This is a genomic window from Achromobacter marplatensis, assembly GCF_049060505.1.
Classification (GTDB): domain Bacteria; phylum Pseudomonadota; class Gammaproteobacteria; order Burkholderiales; family Burkholderiaceae_B; genus Achromobacter; species Achromobacter marplatensis_A.
This window is the reverse complement of sequence record NZ_JBMGRB010000005.1, coordinates 493739-511025: the sequence shown is the minus strand read 5'-3', so window position 1 is coordinate 511025 and position 17287 is coordinate 493739. Positions and strand designations below refer to the sequence as shown.

At 63.7% G+C, this 17287-nt stretch carries 17 protein-coding genes and 2 pseudogenes; 14 read left to right on the top strand and 5 right to left on the bottom strand.

The window, feature by feature from the left end:
- Positions 1-239 (bottom strand): hypothetical protein (locus tag ACI0FO_RS16035; RefSeq protein ID WP_416028090.1); only part of this gene is annotated, 239 nt, incomplete at its 3' end.
- A 71-nt stretch (positions 240-310) separates the two neighbouring features.
- Positions 311-1147, bottom strand: a complete 837-nt coding sequence (locus ACI0FO_RS16030; RefSeq protein ID WP_416028088.1) for a ShlB/FhaC/HecB family hemolysin secretion/activation protein — start codon at positions 1145-1147, stop codon at positions 311-313.
- 465 nt (positions 1148-1612) lie between these two features.
- On the opposite strand from ACI0FO_RS16030, the pseudogene ACI0FO_RS16025 reads away from it, so the two are divergent.
- Positions 1613-2089: pseudogene (locus ACI0FO_RS16025) on the top strand (IS3 family transposase); the annotation flags it as partial.
- 1 nt (position 2090) lies between these two features.
- On the opposite strand, the pseudogene ACI0FO_RS16020 reads toward ACI0FO_RS16025, so the two are convergent.
- Both ACI0FO_RS16020 and ACI0FO_RS16015 read right to left on the bottom strand, forming a co-directional pair.
- Positions 2091-2323, bottom strand: a pseudogene (locus ACI0FO_RS16020) (helix-turn-helix domain-containing protein); the annotation flags it as partial.
- A 294-nt stretch (positions 2324-2617) separates the two neighbouring features.
- Positions 2618-3067: a lysozyme inhibitor LprI family protein gene (locus ACI0FO_RS16015; RefSeq protein WP_233213866.1), complete on the bottom strand. Its 450-nt coding sequence runs from the start codon at positions 3065-3067 to the stop codon at positions 2618-2620.
- A gap of 476 nt (positions 3068-3543) precedes the next feature.
- Here ACI0FO_RS16015 and groES point away from each other — a divergent pair, with 476 nt between their 5' ends.
- The 3 genes from groES (at position 3544) to ACI0FO_RS16000 (ending at position 6655) form a co-directional block, all read left to right on the top strand.
- The gene (gene groES, locus ACI0FO_RS16010) at positions 3544-3831 is read left to right on the top strand and encodes a co-chaperone GroES (protein ID WP_054423089.1); all 288 of its coding nucleotides are present in this window, start codon (positions 3544-3546) and stop codon (positions 3829-3831) included.
- A 36-nt stretch (positions 3832-3867) separates the two neighbouring features.
- Positions 3868-5508: a chaperonin GroEL gene (gene groL, locus ACI0FO_RS16005; protein ID WP_310031606.1), complete on the top strand. Its 1641-nt coding sequence runs from the start codon at positions 3868-3870 to the stop codon at positions 5506-5508.
- Between the two features lie 220 nt (positions 5509-5728).
- Entirely contained in the window at positions 5729-6655 is a 927-nt protein-coding gene (locus tag ACI0FO_RS16000; RefSeq protein WP_416028085.1) for a YihY/virulence factor BrkB family protein, read from the top strand.
- A gap of 91 nt (positions 6656-6746) precedes the next feature.
- Here the strand turns inward: ACI0FO_RS16000 and ACI0FO_RS15995 are convergent, their stop codons facing one another.
- On the bottom strand, positions 6747-7223 hold the full coding sequence (locus ACI0FO_RS15995) for a MarR family winged helix-turn-helix transcriptional regulator (RefSeq protein WP_416028083.1): 477 nt from the start codon (positions 7221-7223) through the stop codon (positions 6747-6749).
- A 152-nt stretch (positions 7224-7375) separates the two neighbouring features.
- On the opposite strand from ACI0FO_RS15995, the gene ACI0FO_RS15990 reads away from it, so the two are divergent.
- The 10 genes from ACI0FO_RS15990 (at position 7376) to ACI0FO_RS15945 (ending at position 17255) form a co-directional block, all read left to right on the top strand.
- Positions 7376-8833: a 2-hydroxymuconic semialdehyde dehydrogenase gene (locus ACI0FO_RS15990; protein ID WP_416028081.1), complete on the top strand. Its 1458-nt coding sequence runs from the start codon at positions 7376-7378 to the stop codon at positions 8831-8833.
- Between the two features lie 23 nt (positions 8834-8856).
- Positions 8857-9288 (top strand): RidA family protein, encoded by a 432-nt coding sequence (locus ACI0FO_RS15985; protein ID WP_006227638.1) that lies wholly within the window; start codon positions 8857-8859, stop codon positions 9286-9288.
- A gap of 24 nt (positions 9289-9312) precedes the next feature.
- A complete protein-coding gene (locus ACI0FO_RS15980; RefSeq protein WP_416028121.1) occupies positions 9313-10344 on the top strand; it encodes a LysR substrate-binding domain-containing protein in 1032 nt (343 codons plus the stop codon).
- A 651-nt stretch (positions 10345-10995) separates the two neighbouring features.
- Entirely contained in the window at positions 10996-11547 is a 552-nt protein-coding gene (locus tag ACI0FO_RS15975; protein ID WP_416028079.1) for a 3-hydroxyanthranilate 3,4-dioxygenase, read from the top strand.
- 10 nt (positions 11548-11557) lie between these two features.
- Entirely contained in the window at positions 11558-12559 is a 1002-nt protein-coding gene (locus ACI0FO_RS15970) for an amidohydrolase family protein (RefSeq protein ID WP_416028077.1), read from the top strand.
- 60 nt (positions 12560-12619) lie between these two features.
- Entirely contained in the window at positions 12620-13795 is a 1176-nt protein-coding gene (locus ACI0FO_RS15965) for an ABC transporter substrate-binding protein (protein WP_416028075.1), read from the top strand.
- A 49-nt stretch (positions 13796-13844) separates the two neighbouring features.
- A complete protein-coding gene (locus ACI0FO_RS15960) occupies positions 13845-14765 on the top strand; it encodes a branched-chain amino acid ABC transporter permease (RefSeq protein WP_416028073.1) in 921 nt (306 codons plus the stop codon).
- An 11-nt stretch (positions 14766-14776) separates the two neighbouring features.
- The gene (locus ACI0FO_RS15955) at positions 14777-15763 is read left to right on the top strand and encodes a branched-chain amino acid ABC transporter permease (protein ID WP_416028071.1); all 987 of its coding nucleotides are present in this window, start codon (positions 14777-14779) and stop codon (positions 15761-15763) included.
- Entirely contained in the window at positions 15760-16548 is a 789-nt protein-coding gene (locus tag ACI0FO_RS15950) for an ABC transporter ATP-binding protein (RefSeq protein ID WP_416028069.1), read from the top strand. Before ACI0FO_RS15955 ends, ACI0FO_RS15950 begins: the two co-directional genes overlap by 4 nt.
- Positions 16545-17255, top strand: coding sequence for an ABC transporter ATP-binding protein (locus ACI0FO_RS15945; protein WP_416028067.1), 711 nt, complete (start codon positions 16545-16547; stop codon positions 17253-17255). The genes ACI0FO_RS15950 and ACI0FO_RS15945 overlap by 4 nt, the downstream gene beginning before the upstream one ends.
- Positions 17256-17287: the final 32 nt, after the last annotated feature.

The window sequence follows — 17287 nt, the reverse complement described above, 5'->3', positions numbered from 1 at the left end:
TTGTTCAGCACTACGCCCGACGGGCCCACGTTGAATTGGGTATAGCGGTTGTTGGAAACCCCGCCCGCCGACGGCGGCGCAATGTTGACGACCGGCACGCCATTGTTGATGCCCACTGATGGCTTCTGGCCGGACACGCTTTTGTCGACCGAGATCGGCAAGGTCTGCGCCAACACCGGCGTCCATACCTGCGTGAAAACGATGGACCAGACGATCAACGAACGAAGCTTGGACATCATGCGCACCTGCTGAGCAACAACGGATTTAGAACTCGAACATCAACGCCATCGCAAAGACGGTGGCTGCGGCTTCAAGCGATTCGGGCTTTTTTCAGCGGCCGGACAGATACGAGGCGGAAGGACCTCCGACACGCGCCACGTCCACGCCGGTGTAAAGCTGCTGCCCCGACAGGCCAGTCAGGCCTTCGAGAGTGGCGGTGCCCGCAGCTGATCTCGTAGCCCGTGACGTCGCGGCGCTGCCGGTCGATGGGCACGTCGTTCAGCGTGCTGTCGGTGCGCTTGCGCAGCAACATGACCGACAGATTGCCCTTGTACGCCGTGCCACGGTACGGTACGACCGACACGCCCGTCTGGATCTGCTTGGTGGTGCCGCCGTAGATGATGGGCTCTTCAAAGCCGGCCACGGTCTGGCGATAGGTGGACTTGCTGGCGCCGGCAAAGACTGTCCAATAGCCAAACGGGCCGGGCACGATGTCGATGGCCGCGTCCGCCTGGCTGCCCAGGCACCGGATGTTCTCAAGCGCCTGGTCCAGGTCACGCTGGTTCAGTTCGCCGCCCGGCCCCGTGGGCAAGGCGGTACGCCACCAGCCGATAGCGCCCTCGCCTTTGACGGCCGAGATGCGGCCGGGCAGATAGCGCAACGTCAGGGTGCCCGCCGCCAGCGATTGCTCGGGCACGACGACACGCGCGGTGACCTGGCCGTTGTCGATCAGCAGGTTGATCAGGTATTCCTGCAGGGCGCGCAAACCCTTGCCGCCCACGCATTGGCCGACAACGACCGCGGCGGCGCGGGCAAGCGATTGGGGCGGTTCCGCGTCATCCCAAACGACTTCCCACAACAGGAAGCAAGGCGTTTCGGCGAAAAGGACCAGGCCATGAGCCACCTCTGACGGAGCGGATAACAGCACGTCTGGTCGCTCAGCCGTGCGGGCCCGCTGCGCGTCGAGTTCCTGCTTTTGACGACGCTCAATTTCGGAGGCATGCCCCATTGCGGACGGAGCTTGACCCAATGCACCCGACGACATACCAACGCTCGCGAGAGCGAAGGACACAGACATAAAACTGGGTCGGACTCTGTTCATGCCAACATTACGTTCGCTCGCGCACTCACTGCTTTATCGAAATGCATTCTTCCGTCACCTCGTAGATCCGCAAACGCGAGACATCGGCGTACCTGCCGACAATTGACTGACATAGCCTTAAACCCCGTCCAGAAATGGACGCACCGAAACAAGATCCGGATTACTGGTGATCGTTTTGCCCAACCGAACGGGCAGTGTTTCGCCGTGATTTAAAGCGTGGCCGTTTTTTTTGGATATAGGAGAAGTACGAAATTTGCAAACAACGAAAACTGAACCAGTCTCGATCACGTCTGGAAGCGCAAGTTCGTCCATACCACAGACAGCAATCATGACCTGCCAATAGCAGCCAACATCCTGAATCGACAGTTCAGTCCCGAGGCGGTCAACCTGGCCTGGACCGCAGACATCACCTACATCCGTACCCGCAGTGGCTGGATGTATCTGGCAGCGATAATAGACTTGCGCTCACGCAAGATCGTAGGCGGGTCGATGGCGCCGAACATGCCGGCCGAGCTGGTCTACTCGGCGTTACAGATGGCCATCGCTCAACGCCTGCCCGCACCGGGTCTGATTGTGCTTTCTGATCGTGGCGCCACGTACGCCAGTGCTGCTCACCAGGCCGCCCTTGATCGCAATGGCCTGATCTTGAGCATGAGCCGCAAAGGTAACCGCTGGGATAACGCGGTGATGGAGCGCTTCTTCCTGAACCTGAAAATAGAACGGGTCTGGCAACGCGACTATGCCAACCACGCAGAAGCAATGGCGGATAGAGAATGTCTTCCAGGGTTCTCCCGTGCCCCGCTTCACCGCTTTCATATCGTAGCCGGCCGCGGCAAGCAGTCGAACGAACACCATTACGCTCATGTCTCCTCGCGCGACTGTCTCCATGCGAGCAACAGTCGTGCGAGCAAAGCCAGCGCAATTCGCAAGTTCTTCCTGCGACAAATCGCATTCCATGCGGACTGTTTTCAACATATCCGCGACATCACCCAATGTGGTCATTTGTAGACCCAGGGCATCATGAATTTGCTGCGTGATTAGTTATGTAGCCCAACGGCCACAAGGTCACCGTTTTAGGTTTGGGCCTTCCCCAGGTAGGTTCAACATACCGGGCCGGGTAGCCATGCTTATCCATGCGCTATCGCCTGAAAAGAGCCCCTGCCTCGGTCCTTGGACCTTGGACCTCAGCCCGGCGAGTCAGATTAAGCGGCTTTTTGGACATCGGTTTCAGCTTAAATGGTCTCGACAGGATGCTTTTAAATAGCAAAATTCGACCACCCCGGAGGGCTTCGCGTATTACTTGCCTGCGGGGCCCAGCGCCTCTGCCCAGTTCTTTTTCATGGCAGCGATGCGGTCCACGTAGGCGGATTTCAGGCAGGCGGCGTCGGGGCAACGGTCGCGCACGGTGGTGCGCCATTGCGTCTGCTCTTTCGCTACAGGATCGCGCCATTCACCGGTTTCACCGTCACGGCCAGCGGTTTCGGCCTGAATCTTTTCGTAAAGCTCCTTCACCTGATCGTCCAGCTTGGACAGCGAAGGTTCGGCGCAGATTAGATGTTCTACATGGGTTTTCGCGGCCTTGCAGTCGAAGCCGGCGGCATGGGCGGCTTCGATCTGCAGGAAAGGAGAGCTGGCGAGGACCGCGCAGATCACAGCATGCAGGATCGCGTGTTTGCCTTGAGCGCTTTGCCGGCACCGGCCTTCCATGATGCCGGTCGGTATTGCCGCGAGAACGGGGTTGCGCACGTCCTTCACTCCTGAATAGTCTGCGGCCACGGACCTGGTGGACCAAGCGATCGATTTTCCCGTTTGTCGAGAGGTCGTGCAACTTTTGGCTCTCGTATGCCTTGAACCAGTGGCCGGCGCTCACGCGCTACGTCGATGGCTGCCGGCTTAAAGCGACATCACCCCAAGCGTGACACACGAAATTGGACCTCCAGAGGCGAAATCCGGCTGGAGACCGCATCAGTGCTTGTATATCGTAAATCCTCGATCCCCAAGCTGGATGACGCAAATCCCCAGTTAGATGAATTTCGACAGCACTTTCGATGACGTTCGACAGCTGCGGCGCTTCCTGCGGCCCTCGAATATGTAACAGCCGCCCCGCCCCCCCTTGAACCTCAGAACATCATCCCTATAATTAGCACTCGACACCGGTGAGTGCTAACAGCCCTCCCGTGGCTCACTGATCATTCACTTTTTCAAGTAAACAGGAGTTACTCATGGCCTTGCGTCCCCTGGGCGATCGCGTGATCGTCAAACGCCTCGAAAACGAGCGCAAGACTGCCTCGGGCATCGTCATCCCCGACAGCGCTGCTGAAAAGCCTGATCAAGGCGAAGTCGTGGCCGTCGGCCCCGGCAAGAAGACCGAAGAAGGCAAGATTTTGCCCGTCGACCTGAAGGCTGGCGACAAGGTTCTGTTCGGCAAGTACGCCGGCCAGTCCGTGAAGGTTGATGGCGAAGAACTGCTCGTCATCCGCGAGGACGAAATCCTCGCCGTGGTTCTGTAATCCCGCCTCAAACGAATTTTCGAAGGAAGCTAAGAAATGGCTGCCAAGCAAGTATTGTTCGGTGACGACGCCCGTGTGCGCATCGTCCGCGGCGTGAATGTTCTCGCCAACGCTGTTAAGACCACCCTGGGCCCCAAGGGTCGCAACGTCGTGCTGGAGCGCTCGTTCGGCGCCCCGACCGTGACCAAGGACGGCGTGTCCGTCGCCAAGGAAATCGAACTGAAGGACAAGTTCGAGAACATCGGCGCACAACTGGTCAAGGACGTTGCTTCCAAGACCTCCGACAACGCCGGTGACGGCACCACGACCGCCACGGTGCTGGCTCAAGCCATCGTCATGGAAGGCCTGAAGTACGTTGCCGCCGGTTTCAACCCGATCGACCTGAAGCGCGGCATCGACAAGGCTGTCGCCGCTGCCGTGGCTGAACTGAAGAAGCAATCCAAGCCGGTCACGACCAGCAAGGAAATCGCTCAAGTCGGTTCGATCTCGGCCAACAGCGATGCCTCCATCGGCCAGATCATCGCTGACGCGATGGACAAGGTTGGCAAGGAAGGCGTCATCACCGTCGAAGACGGCAAGTCGCTGGAAAACGAGCTGGACGTCGTCGAAGGCATGCAATTCGACCGCGGCTACCTGTCGCCCTACTTCATCAACAGCCCGGAAAAGCAAGTTGCCGTGCTGGAAGATCCGTATGTCCTGATTTTCGACAAGAAGATCAGCAACATCCGTGACCTGCTGCCCGTGCTGGAGCAAGTTGCCAAGTCGAGCCGTCCGCTGCTGATCATCGCAGAAGACGTCGAAGGCGAAGCGCTGGCCACCCTGGTTGTGAACAACATCCGTGGCATCCTGAAGACCACCGCCGTCAAGGCTCCGGGCTTCGGCGACCGCCGCAAGGCCATGCTGGAAGACATCGCCATCCTGACGGGCGGCACGGTGATCTCCGAAGAAACCGGCATGTCGCTGGAAAAGGCCGGCCTGGCTGAACTGGGCCAAGCCAAGCGCATCGAAGTGGGCAAGGAAAACACGACGATCATCGACGGCGCTGGCGACAGCAAGTCGATCGAGGCTCGCGTCAAGCAAGTCCGTATCCAGATCGAAGAAGCCACGTCCGACTACGACCGTGAAAAGCTGCAAGAACGCGTGGCCAAGCTGGCCGGCGGCGTTGCCGTGATTCGCGTTGGCGCTGCCACCGAAGTCGAAATGAAGGAAAAGAAGGCTCGCGTCGAAGACGCCCTGCACGCTACCCGCGCCGCAGTGGAAGAAGGCGTTGTGGCTGGCGGCGGTGTTGCACTGCTGCGCGCCAAGCAAGCCATCGCTGACCTGAAGGGCGACACGCCTGACCAGAACGCCGGTATCAAGCTGATCCTGCGTGCTGTGGAAGAGCCGCTGCGCACCATCGTCACGAACGCCGGCGAAGAAGCCAGCGTCGTGGTCAGCAACGTGCTGAACGGCAAGGGCAACTACGGCTACAACGCCGCAACCGGCGAGTACACCGACCTGGTTGAGCAAGGCGTGCTGGATCCCACCAAGGTGACCCGCACCGCCCTGCAGAACGCTGCCTCCGTCGCCAGCCTGTTGCTGACGGCTGAAGCCGCCGTTGTGGAACTGGCCGAAGACAAGCCCGCTGCCCCGGCCATGCCGGGTGGCATGGGCGGCATGGGCGGCATGGACTTCTAAGTCCCGCTTCCCTTGCACGGCCTCCCCGGCTTCATGCCGGGGAATGCAGTATCTGAAAAACCCCCGGACCTTCGCCCCGGGGGTTTTTCTTTTGGCGCCGGCTTTTCTTCCAAGGCCTCGCAGCGCCTTGTGCGCCCAAAAACGTTTGCGCACAAACTGTGGGTTTCGCCTGGGCACATGCGTCCCTACAATAAAGGGTCCATAGACCGAGTCCAGACCCATGCGCCTTCCCCAGAGCCTGCGAGCCCTGCGTCCGTCCGAAATCGGCGGATTGCTGATGGATTCCGCCAACCAGTGGTCGAGCCATCGCGCCTCCAGCAAGGGCGCGGCGCTGGCGCTGTACATGGTGTTTTCATTAGCCCCGATGCTTATCCTGGTGATCGCGGTGGCCGGCGCTTTTTTCGGCGAAGACGCGGTGCGCTCCGAGCTGTTTTCTTCCCTGCGCGACCTGACGGGCGAACGCGGCGCCGAGGTCATCCAGACCGTGCTGGCCAGCGCTCATGAATCAGGCGGCGGCTGGATTGCCGCGCTGATTTCGATTTTTGTGCTGATCTTCAGCGCCACGACGGCGTTTGCCGAACTGAAGGCCAGCCTGGACGACCTGTGGGAAGTGCCGCCACACCAGAAGGGCGGCATCCACGGCATGGTGCGCAGCCGCATGTTGTCGTTCGGCTTGGTGTTGGTGCTGGCCCTGTTTTTACTGATTTCGCTGACCGTGAACGCCGCCCTGGGCGCCGCGCGCAAGTTCTACGGAGACTTGTGGATGGCATCCACCATCGCCACGGCGGCCGATTGGCTTTCCAGCCTGTTCTCGTTTTCGGTGGTGGTGGCGCTATTCGCGGTGATCTTCAAGCTGCTGCCCAGCGCGAAGATCTCGTGGAAGGACGTGATCCCCGGCGCCATCGTGACGGCCGCGTTGTTCCTGGTGGGCAAGTGGGGAATTGGCGTCTACTTGAGCCGCGGCGCGGCGGTATCCGCTTACGGCGCGGCCGGTTCGCTGATCGCGCTGCTGCTGTGGATCTACTATTCCGCGCAAATTTTCTTCTTCGGCGCGGTGTTCACGCGGCAATTCGCGCTGCGTTTTGGCAATGCGGAAAAGCCAGAGGTTAACGTGATGAATGCTGGCGCCGAGACACCACCGAAATGATGGATGCAGCGCGGAAAGCACTCGCCTTGGGCACCTAGGCAGAACGCGCAACACCCATCATGCCATCGCCGCGAACCTCGTTGCGGCGAGTTCAATCCTGCTGTTCCAACCCCGTCATCAATCGCAGGCACTTCAAAAATACCGGACGTAGTTCGGGCGGGATCGGCGCCAACACCTGGGCCTCTACGTCGGCGTCCTGCGGCAGGATGCGCGCCAGCAGCGCTACGCCCGCGTCGGTGATCTCCAGCGCATAGGCCCGGCCATCTTCCGCCGAGCGCGTGCGGCGCACATAGCCCTTTGCCGTCATGCGCGCCATCATTTCGGCGAAAGAATTGCGGTCCAACGCGATCAGTTCCGCGATGCGGTTCTGCGTGGCGCCCGGGTTCTGGTACACCGTGATCAGCAAGGCCTTCTGGCGCGGCGTCAGGTCTTCGTCTGGAAAAGCCTGGGCGAACAAGGCCTCGGCCCGGAAATGCGCCCGCCGCAGCAGGTGCGAGGCGACCTGGGTCAGGTCGAAGGCTTGCAAGTCGCGGGGCGGGGCCGCGGCGGGACGGGCGGGGGCGGTCATCGGGCTTCCATGGGTTGTGCCCGACGATTGTAGGCGTTGGCTTCCGCGAAAATGCGCATTGACTTGGCTGTTGGCGCTGCCTATGATCCGGGAATATAGTACGTATACGTATTTATTTTCCGCCATTCAAACACCATCCGAGGGGCTAGATCGTGACGATCCGCCAACTGCGCAATTACATCGACGGCCGCTTTGAAGACGGCGTGTCCACCTTTGACAAGCACAGCCCGGTAAACGGGCAACGCATCGCGCAGGTTCATGAAGCCAGCCGGGATCAGGTGAACCGCGCGATCGCCGCGGCGCACCGGGCGCTGCCGGCGTGGGCCGGCCTGTCGGTCCAGGCGCGCACGGACCATCTGCTGGCACTGGCCGACGGCATCACGCGCCGGTTCGATGACTTCCTGCAAGCCGAGATCGGCGACACCGGCAAGCCGGTCGGCTGGGCCGGGAAGATCGACATTCCGCGCGGCGCCGCGAACTTTCGCGCGTTCGCGGAGCTGGCGCGCACGCTGGACATGGAAAGCTACATGACGGACACGCCGGACGGCAGGCAGGCGCTGAACTACGCCTACCGCAAGCCGCTGGGCGTGGTCGGCGTGATTTCTCCGTGGAACCTGCCGCTGTTGCTCTTGACCTGGAAGGTCGCGCCCGCGCTGGCGTTCGGCAACACGGTCATCATGAAACCATCGGAAGTCACGCCCAGCACGGCCACGCTGCTGGCTGAAGTCGCCGACCAGGCGGGGCTGCCCGCCGGCGTGCTGAATCTGGCACACGGTTTCGGGCCGGATTCCGCAGGCGAATTCCTGACCACGCACCCCGACATCGACGGCATCACTTTCACCGGCGAATCCGCCACGGGCGCCACCATCATGCGGGCGGTGGCGCCGGGCGTGAAGCCGGTGTCGTTCGAATTGGGCGGCAAGAACGCGGCGCTGGTTTTCGCGGACGCCGACTTCGACGCCGCGGTCGACGGCGTGACACGGTCGGTCTTCGCCAATTGCGGACAGGTCTGCCTGTGCACCGAGCGCGTCTATGTGGAACGCCCCATCTACGAGCGCTTTGTTGCCGCGCTGGCAGCCCGCGCGCGCGACATGCGCATCGGCTGGCCCCTGGATCCGGCCACCGAAATGGGCCCGCTGGTGTCGCGCGAACACCGCGAGAAAGTGCTGTCGTACTTTGCGCTGGCGCGCGAAGAAGGTGCAACCGTGGTGGCGGGCGGCGGCGTGCCGGTGTTTGGCGACGACCGCGACGCGGGCGCCTATGTGCAACCCACCATCTGGACCGGCCTGAAAGAAGATGCTCGTTGCATCAAGGAAGAAGTGTTCGGCCCGGTGTGCCACGTAGCGCCTTTCGATACCGAAGACGAAGCCATCCGCCTGGCCAACGACACGCGGTACGGCCTGGCCGCCGCGGTCTGGACGCAGAACCTGACCCGCGGCCACCGTGTGGCGCAAGCCATGAAGGTTGGCCTGGCCTGGGTGAACTGCTGGTTCCTGCGCGACCTGCGCACGCCGTTCGGCGGCAGCGGGCTTTCCGGGATCGGACGCGAAGGCGGCCGCCATTCGCTGCATTTCTATACTGAACCCACCAACGTCTGCATCAAACTTTGATCCCGCACACCAAGGAACGCACGATGACCCAGTCCAACGTCAGCGCTACCGTCGTCGCCGGCAAAGCCACGCCGCGCGGCAAATATCCCCACATCAAGCGCGCCGGCGACTTCCTGTTCGTCTCCGGCACCAGCTCGCGCTTACCCGACAACCGCATCGCAGGCGCCGAGGTCGACGCCATGGGCACCACCACGCTGGACATCCGCGTGCAAACGCGCGCCGTCATCGAGAATATCGGCGACATCCTGGCGACCGCCGGCGCGACGCTGGCCGATGTAGTCGAGATCAGTACTTTCCTGGTCAACATGAACGACTTCGGTGGATACAATCAGGTCTACGGCGAGTTCTTCGACGCCGATGGCCCGGCGCGCACCACCGTCGCGGTGCATCAGCTGCCGCACCCGCAATTGCTGATTGAAATCAAGGCGGTCGCCTACAAGCCGCTTGCGCGCTAGCCCTTGGGACGCGGCGGGCAGATGATGGGCGATGGCGTTTCGCGTTCACACAGGGAACAGGATGACGGCTTGCGACGCACCGCGCGGGCCGGGCCACGCATGTCGAACTTCCGCATCACGCCCAACGCGCTCAGCCACAAGCTGAAGCTGCATCAATTGCAGATCTTCGAACGCGTGCTGGCGCGCCGTTCGCTGTCGCGCGCGGCCAGCGAACTGCACCTGACCCAGCCCACCGTCACCAAAGCCGTCCACGACCTGGAAGCCTTCTTCGGCGCTACGCTGTTCGAACGGTCGAACCGGGGCGTCACGCCCACCGAGCTGGCCCTGGTGCTGGGCCGCCGCGTCCACGCCATGATGGCAGAGGTGCGGTACATGGCCGACGACATCGACGCGGTGCTGGGCGGCGCCAGCGGCCACGTCGTGGTGGGGACATTGATCGCGGCCTCCGCCAAGCTGCTGCCCGAAGCCATCGCGCGCCTGATGACCGAACATCCCGGCATCCAGGTCACGGTCCGCGAAGGCCCGTCCGCCCAGTTGCTGCCCGCGCTGGCGACCGGCGACGTCGACATCGTCGTGGGCCGCCTGCCCGGCGCGGACATGGCTTCGATCTCGGGCGTGGCGGTCGACCACCATAAGCTCTACCGCGAATCGCTATGCCTGGTGGTCGGCGCCCAGCACCCCATGGCCAACGCAGCCTCGGTGACGTTGCCCGATCTGATCGACCACATCTGGATCCTGCCGGCCCCCACCTCGCCGCTGCGCGCCTCCGTGGAACGCACCTTCTTCGACGCCGGCCTGCGCCTGCCCGCCCGCCACGTCGAATCGCTTTCGTTGCTGACCAACATCGGCATCCTCATGCACAGCGACGCGCTGGCCCTGATCCCCTACGACGCCGCCGCTCAATTCCTCTCGATGGGCCTGCTTGCCCGTCTGCCCACGGATGTATTCGGCGATTTCGGCGACGTCGGCTATTCCATCCGCGCAGACCGCCCGCTGACCCCAGCGTGCCAACGGCTGGTGGACTATCTGAAAACGATCGCGGCGCAACGGCCGTAATACATCGCGCACCGCCTACCTTGCCGCGATGATGGGTTGCGCGCGAAGAACCGCCGCGTCCTTTTGCCCCGCTTGCCGCGCTCCACCCATCCTACGAATCCCGCGCGATCTCAGCTCCGAAGTCCTAGCGCCGAGATTCCAGTCCCGCCATCCCGTCGCACGATTCCGCCCCCAAGTTCGAGTCCACCCTTCCAGCAGCAAGCCTCCAAACGCCACGACGCAAGACACCGCCAAAGCCCCAAAAGGCCGCCCGCGCGGCCGGCCTGGGGCGAGCCCCGCAAGATCCTCCATCCCCCCCCCGCCGGCGGCGAGCACCCCAAGCACACCCCTCTCCCCCGCTGACGGCAGAGTGCCACTGACGGAGCGCGGCGTGGCGCGTGCCCGCGGTGCGCGGGGAGTCGATAAGCCCGAGGGAATCCGAAGGGAGCCGAAGGCGGACGAGGATGACGCAGGGGCAGCCCGGAGCGAAGGCTCCGGGCCGCAATCGTTGACCCGCGCGCCCCACGCCGCCCGTGCGCAGAGCGTCTCAAGAACCAACCCCCCAAGGGAAACCCCGCGATAGATAACCCGCATACCCAGCCCGACAATTTCTATTATGCGGCGCCGCCTCGCCCGCCTAGACTGCATCAAAATCCCCATCGGAGTCCCGTCATGCCCGCCTACGGCCCGCCGTTGAATTTCCAGCGCTGGATTCAAGACCACGCGCATCTTCTGAAGCCCCCGGTCGGCAACCAGCAGATCTGGCAGGACGCGGACTTCATCGTCACCGTGGTTGGCGGTCCGAACCATCGCACCGACTATCACGACGACCCGCTGGAAGAGTTCTTCTACCAGATCAAAGGCAACGCCTGGCTGTCCCTCTGGGTAGACGGCAAACCCGAACGCGTGGACCTGAAGGAAGGCGACATCTTCCTGCTTCCCCCGCACGTCAGGCACTCGCCGCAACGCCCCGAAACCGATAGCGCCTGTCTGGTCATCGAACGCCAGCGCCCCCTGGGCCTGGTCGACGGCTTTGAATGGTATTGCCCGCATTGCGGGCACCTCGTGCATCGCGTGGAAGTACAGCTCAAGAGCATCGTCACCGACCTGCCGCCTTTGTTCCAGGGCTTCTACGCCAGCACCGAAAAACGCACCTGCCCCGGTTGCGGAGAAATCCATCCCGGCAAAGGCCACGCCCCTTCGCCACAAGCCACCCCCGCCTAGGGCCTGTTCCATGATCCAGAAAATCGACATGCACGCCCACTTCTTTCCGCCGATCACACGGCAGGAAGCGGCTGCGCTGGACCCCGTCAACGCCCCGTGGCTGCGGCCCGACGCCGATGGCGCCACCGGCCAGATCATGGCGGGCGACCGGCCATTCCGCCCCGTGGACGCCACCCTGTGGGACCCGGCGCTGCGCATCGCGCAGATGGACCGCCACGGCGTCGACGTGCAGATTCTGTGCGCCACGCCCATCATGTTCGGCTACACCTACCCCGGCCAGGCCGCGGCCGATTGGGCGGCCCGCATGAATGACCTGGCGCTTGAGCATTGCGCCTATGCGCCGTCGCGCCTGAAGGCGCTGGCGCAAGTGCCGCTGCAAGACCTGGACCTGGCCTGCAAGGAAGCGTCGCGTGCGCGCGCCGCCGGCCACCTGGGGGTGCAGATCGGCAACCACGTCGGCCCGCGCGATCTGGATGACGACACGCTGGTGCAATTCCTGATCCATTGCGCCAACAACGACATCCCGGTGCTGGTGCACCCTTGGGACATGATGACCGACGGCCGCATGAAGAAATGGATGCTGCCGTGGCTGGTGGCCATGCCTGCCGAGACGCAACTGGGTATCTTGTCGCTGATCCTGTCCGGCGCGTTCGAACGCATTCCCCGCAGCCTGAAATTGTGCTTCGCGCATGGCGGCGGCAGCTTCGCCTACCTGCTGGGCCGCGTGGACAACGCCTGGCGTCACCGCGACATCATCCGCGAAGACTGCCCGCAGCTGCCGTCGTCCTACACCAACCGGTTCTATACCGACAGCGCGGTGTTCGACCCGCGCGCGCTGCGCCTGCTGGTGGATGTGATGGGCGAAGACCGCGTGCTGCTGGGCTCCGATTACCCCTACCCGCTGGGCGAGCAGGAAGTCGGCCGCCTGGTGGCCCACGCCGACTTGAGCCCGACGGTGCAGCAGAAGATCCTGCTGCGCAATACCACGACGTTCTTTGGCTTGAACGCGTAGCCCGCTGCGCGCCTTTCACGACACACGACCGTGCCACACGGCGACTCAAGGGAAAACACCATGAAACGCACCAACACGCTGGCCGCCGCTGCGGTCATGGGGCTGGCCTTATCGGCCACCGCGATGGCAGACGTGAAAATCGGCCTGCTGACCACCTTGACCGGTCCGGGCTCCGTGCTGGGCCAGGATCAATTGGATGGTTTCATGCTGGCCGTGGAGCAAGGCGGCGGCAAGCTGGGCGGCGTTGCCGTGCAGGTCATTAAGGAAGACGACCAGTTCAAGCCCGAAGTCGGCGTGCAGGCCGCGCGCAAACTGGTGCAAAGCGACAAGGTGCCGATCATCACCGGCGTGGTGTATTCCAACGTGATGCTGGCCGTGGTGCGCCCGGTTACGACGGCCGGCGTGTTCCTGGTGGGATCCAACGCCGGCCCCACCAACCTGGCGGGCAAGGACTGTTCGCCCTATTTCTTCTCTACCTCCTGGAACAACACGCAACGCCATGAAGGCAGCGGCGAAATGGCCAACCAGATGGGGTTCAAGAAGGTCTACCTGCTGGCGCCCAATTACCAGGCGGGCAAGGATGCCATGGCTGGCTTCAAGCGCTTCTACAAAGGCGAAGTGGCCAACGAAGTCTTCACGCAGGTCAACCAGCCGGATTATTCGGTGGAGCTGGCCGCGCTGGCCGACGCCAAGCCGGACGCCGCCTACGTGTTCTTTCCTGGCGGCATGGGCGTGAACTTCATCAAGCAATACCGCCAGGCGGGGCTCTTCGGCAAAATCCCGCTGCTGTCGGTGGACACCATCGACGGCGCGACGCTGCCTGCGCTGCAGAAGGACGCGCTGGGCGCGGTAACCAACGTGCCGTATTCGCCGGACCTGGACAACGCCGCCAACAAGGCCTTTGCCGCGGCGTTCCGTCAGAAGTACGGACGCGAGCCCTCCAGCTACGCGGCGCAGTCCTTCGATGCCGCGCAACTGATTGGCTCGGCGTTGAAAAAAACGGGCGGCAAGACCGACGACAAGGACGCGTTGCGCAAAGCGCTGGAAGCCGCTGATTTCCAATCCGTGCGCGGCGAATTCCGCTATCAACCCAACCACTTCCCGGTGGCCGGATTCTTCCGCGCCGACGTGGAAGCGGGCGCGAACGGCAAGGTGGCCTTTGTGAACAAAGGCCCTATCTTCCCGGACCTGTCCAAAGTCGCCGACCAGTACGCCGCCCAGTGCGCCATGAAGTAAGGCGGGCGGCCAAGACGTCCGTCGCGGCCGCCGGCAAGAGGTGATTCCCATGTCCACGACGCTGCTGCTGGTGCAGGCCTTGAATGGCCTGCAACTTGGCATTCTGCTGTTCTTGCTGGCCGCCGGCCTGACGCTGGTGTTCGGCATCATGAACTTCATCAATCTGGCCCACGGTTCGCTCTACATGATGGGCGCCTTCATCGCCGCCACCGTGTTCCGCCACACCGGGTCGTTCCTGCTGGCTGCGGCCGCCGTCGTCGCGGGCATGGCGGCGCTGGGCCTGCTGCTGGACCGCATCGCGCTGGCGCGGCTGTATCCGCGCGAACACCTGGACCAGGTGCTGGCCACCTTCGGCTTTATCCTGTTTTTCAACGAACTGACCCGCATCATCTGGGGGCCGGCGCCCATCAGCATGGGCTTGCCGTCGTGGCTGTCGGGCACCATCGATATCCTGGGCGTGACCTATCCGCTGTATCGCTTCCTGATCATCGTGGTGGGTTTGCTGGTGGCGGCGGGCTGCTATGTGCTGATTCACCGCACGCGGCTGGGCATGCTGATACGCGCGGGTGCAACCGACCGCATGATGGTGGGCGCGCTGGGCGTGAACATCGCGCGGCTGAACACGCTGCTGTTTGTGTTGGGCGCGGTGCTGGCGGGCCTGGCCGGGCTGATGGCAGGTCCGATCCTGTCCGCGCAGACCGGCATGGGCGAACCCATTCTGATCCTGACGCTGGTGGTGATCGTGATCGGCGGTATCGGCTCGGTGCGCGGCGCCTTCCTGGCGGCGTTGATGGTCGGGTTGATCGATACGCTGGGGCGCGCGTTGCTGCCGACGTTGCTGCGCGCCGCACTGCCGCCTGCCGCCGCCAACGCGGCCGGACCGGCCATCGCCTCAATGCTGATCTATGTGGTGATGGCGCTGGTGCTGGCCCTGCGGCCGCAGGGCCTGTTTCCCGTCAAGCACGGATAAAGGCGAACATCATGCACAGGCTCTCTCTTCGCACGCTAGTAGCCGGCGCCTTGTTGCTGTTGCTGGCGCTGGTGCCCGTCTACGCCCAATGGCAGGGCGAACCGTTCCTGCTGGCGCTGTTCGGCCGCGTGCTGGTCTATGGCGTGGCCGCGCTGGCCCTGAACCTGCTGCTAGGGTACGGCGGCATGGTCAGCTTCGGCCACGCGCTGTATCTGGGGCTGGGCGCGTATGCCGTCGGGGTGATGTCGCATTACGGCATCGAAAGCGGCTGGCTGCATCTGGCGGGCGCGCTGGGCGCCTGCGCGGTCGTCGGGCTGATCAGTGGTTATGTGGTGATGCGCACGTCGGGCATCGCCTTCATCATGATCACGCTGGCCTTCGCGCAGATGTTCTATTTTCTGGCGACAGGCCTGGACGGCTTTGGCGGCGACGACGGCATGTCGCTATTCGCGGGCAGCGACTTCGGCGCCTTTCGGCTGGATACGCCGTTGGCGCTGTACTACACGGCGTTCGGCGTGCTGCTGGCCGTGCTGGGGCTGATGCACCGCTTGGTCCACGCGCCTTTCGGCATGGCCCTGCGCGGCTGCCAGGCCAACGAACGCCGGATGCGCGCGCTTGGGTTTCCCACGCTGCGCTACCGGCTGGCCGCTTATGTGATGTCGGCGATGATCTGCGGGGTGGCGGGCGTGCTGCTGGCCAACTTGACGATGTACGTGTCGCCGTCCTATCTGGCCTGGACCACCTCTGGCGAATTGATCGTGATGGTCGTGCTGGGCGGTATCGGCACGCTGTTCGGCCCCGTCGTGGGCGCGCTGGCCTTTCTGCTGCTGGAAGAAGGCTTGAAGCTGCTGACCGGGCATTGGATGCTGATCATGGGCTTGCTGATCGTCGGCGTGGTGCTGGTATCGCGGCGAGGCGTGTACGGCAGCCTGCGCGATACGCCTTGGCGCCGGCGCGGGGCGCGGCCGCTGCGCCAGCCTTCCGGAGAACCGCTATGAGCGCGCTGCGCGTGGAGAACCTGCTGAAGCGCTACGGCGGGCTGACCGTCACCGACGACCTGTCGCTGGACGTGCACGCTGGCGAACTGCATGCCGTGATCGGCCCCAACGGCGCGGGCAAGACCACGCTGATCGGCCAGCTTAGCGGCGAACTAAGACCCGACGGCGGCCGCGTGCTGCTGGATGGCCGGGACATCACCCGGATGCCGGTCGAAAAGCGGGTGCGCCACGGCCTGGCCCGTTCCTACCAGATCACCTCGGTCTTCAAGCCGTTCACGGCGCTGGAAAACGTGGTGATGGCGGTGCAGGCGCGGCGCGGGCACAGTTTCCGCTTCTGGCGCCCCGTGTTGTCCACCGCCGCGCTGACGGAACCCTCGCAGGACGCCCTGGCCCTTGTCGGCCTGTCCGCCCGCGCCCACACGCCCGCGGGCGAACTGGCGCACGGTGAGCTACGGCAGCTGGAACTGGCAATGGTGCTGGCTTGCCAGCCATCCCTGCTGCTGCTGGACGAGCCGATGGCCGGCATGAGCCAACACGAATCCGACGCCATGACGCGCCTGCTGCTGCAATTGCGCGGGCACTACACGATCCTGCTGGTGGAACACGACATGCAAGCCGTCTTCGCGTTGTCCGACCGCATCACCGTCCTGGTCTATGGCCGCGCCCTGGCGTGCGGCACGGCGGACGACATCCGCAACAATCCCCAGGTGCGCGAATGCTACCTGGGCAGCGAACGCGGCAACCGGCGCGCCGGCAGCGCGCAACATCCGGCGGTACCCGCATGAGCGCCCTGCTGTCGCTGCGAGGCGTGACCGCGCACTATGGCGCCAGCCAGGCGCTGTTTGGCATTGACCTGGACATCGGCCCCGGCGAATTCGTGACCTTGCTGGGGCGCAACGGCATGGGCAAGTCCACGACGGTAAAGACCGTGATGGGGCTGCACGCCGCCACCCAGGGCAGCATCGTGTTCGATGGCCGCGACATCAGCCGGCTGCCCTCGTACAAGGTGGCGCAATGCGGTATCGGGCTGGTGCCGGAAGGGCGGCACATCTTCCCCAACCTGTCGGTGCGCGAAAACCTGGTCGCCACCGCCCACAACCGACAGGGCGCGGCGCATCCCTGGACACTGGACCGGGTATATGCGCTGTTTCCCCGTCTGTCCGAACGCGCCCGCCACTTGGGCAGCCATCTGTCGGGCGGCGAGCAGCAGATGCTGGCAATCGGACGCGCGCTATTGACCAACCCCCGCCTGCTGATCCTGGACGAAGCCACGGAAGGCCTGGCGCCTGTGGTCCGCGAGGAAATCTGGACGGCGCTGGACACGCTGAAGCAGACGGGACTGGCGGTGCTGTGCATCGACAAGAACCTGGAGCCGCTGCTGGCCACGGCGGACCATCACGCCATCGTGGAAAAGGGCCGCGTGGCCTGGACCGGTTCGTCGCAGGCATTTCTGAACGATGAACCCCGGCTCCTGCAATATTTGGGCGTCTGACCCCCCGGAAGGCGGGTCCGGCACGGCCAGGC

Coding starts and splice junctions, on each gene's coding strand:
- groES (WP_054423089.1), top strand. CDS start 3,544: ATGGCCTTGCGTCCCCTGGGCGATCGCGTGATCGTCAAACGCCTCGAA.
- groL (WP_310031606.1), top strand. CDS start 3,868: ATGGCTGCCAAGCAAGTATTGTTCGGTGACGACGCCCGTGTGCGCATC.
- ACI0FO_RS16000 (WP_416028085.1), top strand. CDS start 5,729: ATGCGCCTTCCCCAGAGCCTGCGAGCCCTGCGTCCGTCCGAAATCGGC.
- ACI0FO_RS15995 (WP_416028083.1), bottom strand. CDS start 7,223: ATGACCGCCCCCGCCCGTCCCGCCGCGGCCCCGCCCCGCGACTTGCAA.
- ACI0FO_RS15985 (WP_006227638.1), top strand. CDS start 8,857: ATGACCCAGTCCAACGTCAGCGCTACCGTCGTCGCCGGCAAAGCCACG.
- ACI0FO_RS15980 (WP_416028121.1), top strand. CDS start 9,313: ATGGGCGATGGCGTTTCGCGTTCACACAGGGAACAGGATGACGGCTTG.
- ACI0FO_RS15975 (WP_416028079.1), top strand. CDS start 10,996: ATGCCCGCCTACGGCCCGCCGTTGAATTTCCAGCGCTGGATTCAAGAC.
- ACI0FO_RS15970 (WP_416028077.1), top strand. CDS start 11,558: ATGATCCAGAAAATCGACATGCACGCCCACTTCTTTCCGCCGATCACA.
- ACI0FO_RS15965 (WP_416028075.1), top strand. CDS start 12,620: ATGAAACGCACCAACACGCTGGCCGCCGCTGCGGTCATGGGGCTGGCC.
- ACI0FO_RS15960 (WP_416028073.1), top strand. CDS start 13,845: ATGTCCACGACGCTGCTGCTGGTGCAGGCCTTGAATGGCCTGCAACTT.
- ACI0FO_RS15955 (WP_416028071.1), top strand. CDS start 14,777: ATGCACAGGCTCTCTCTTCGCACGCTAGTAGCCGGCGCCTTGTTGCTG.
- ACI0FO_RS15950 (WP_416028069.1), top strand. CDS start 15,760: ATGAGCGCGCTGCGCGTGGAGAACCTGCTGAAGCGCTACGGCGGGCTG.
- ACI0FO_RS15945 (WP_416028067.1), top strand. CDS start 16,545: ATGAGCGCCCTGCTGTCGCTGCGAGGCGTGACCGCGCACTATGGCGCC.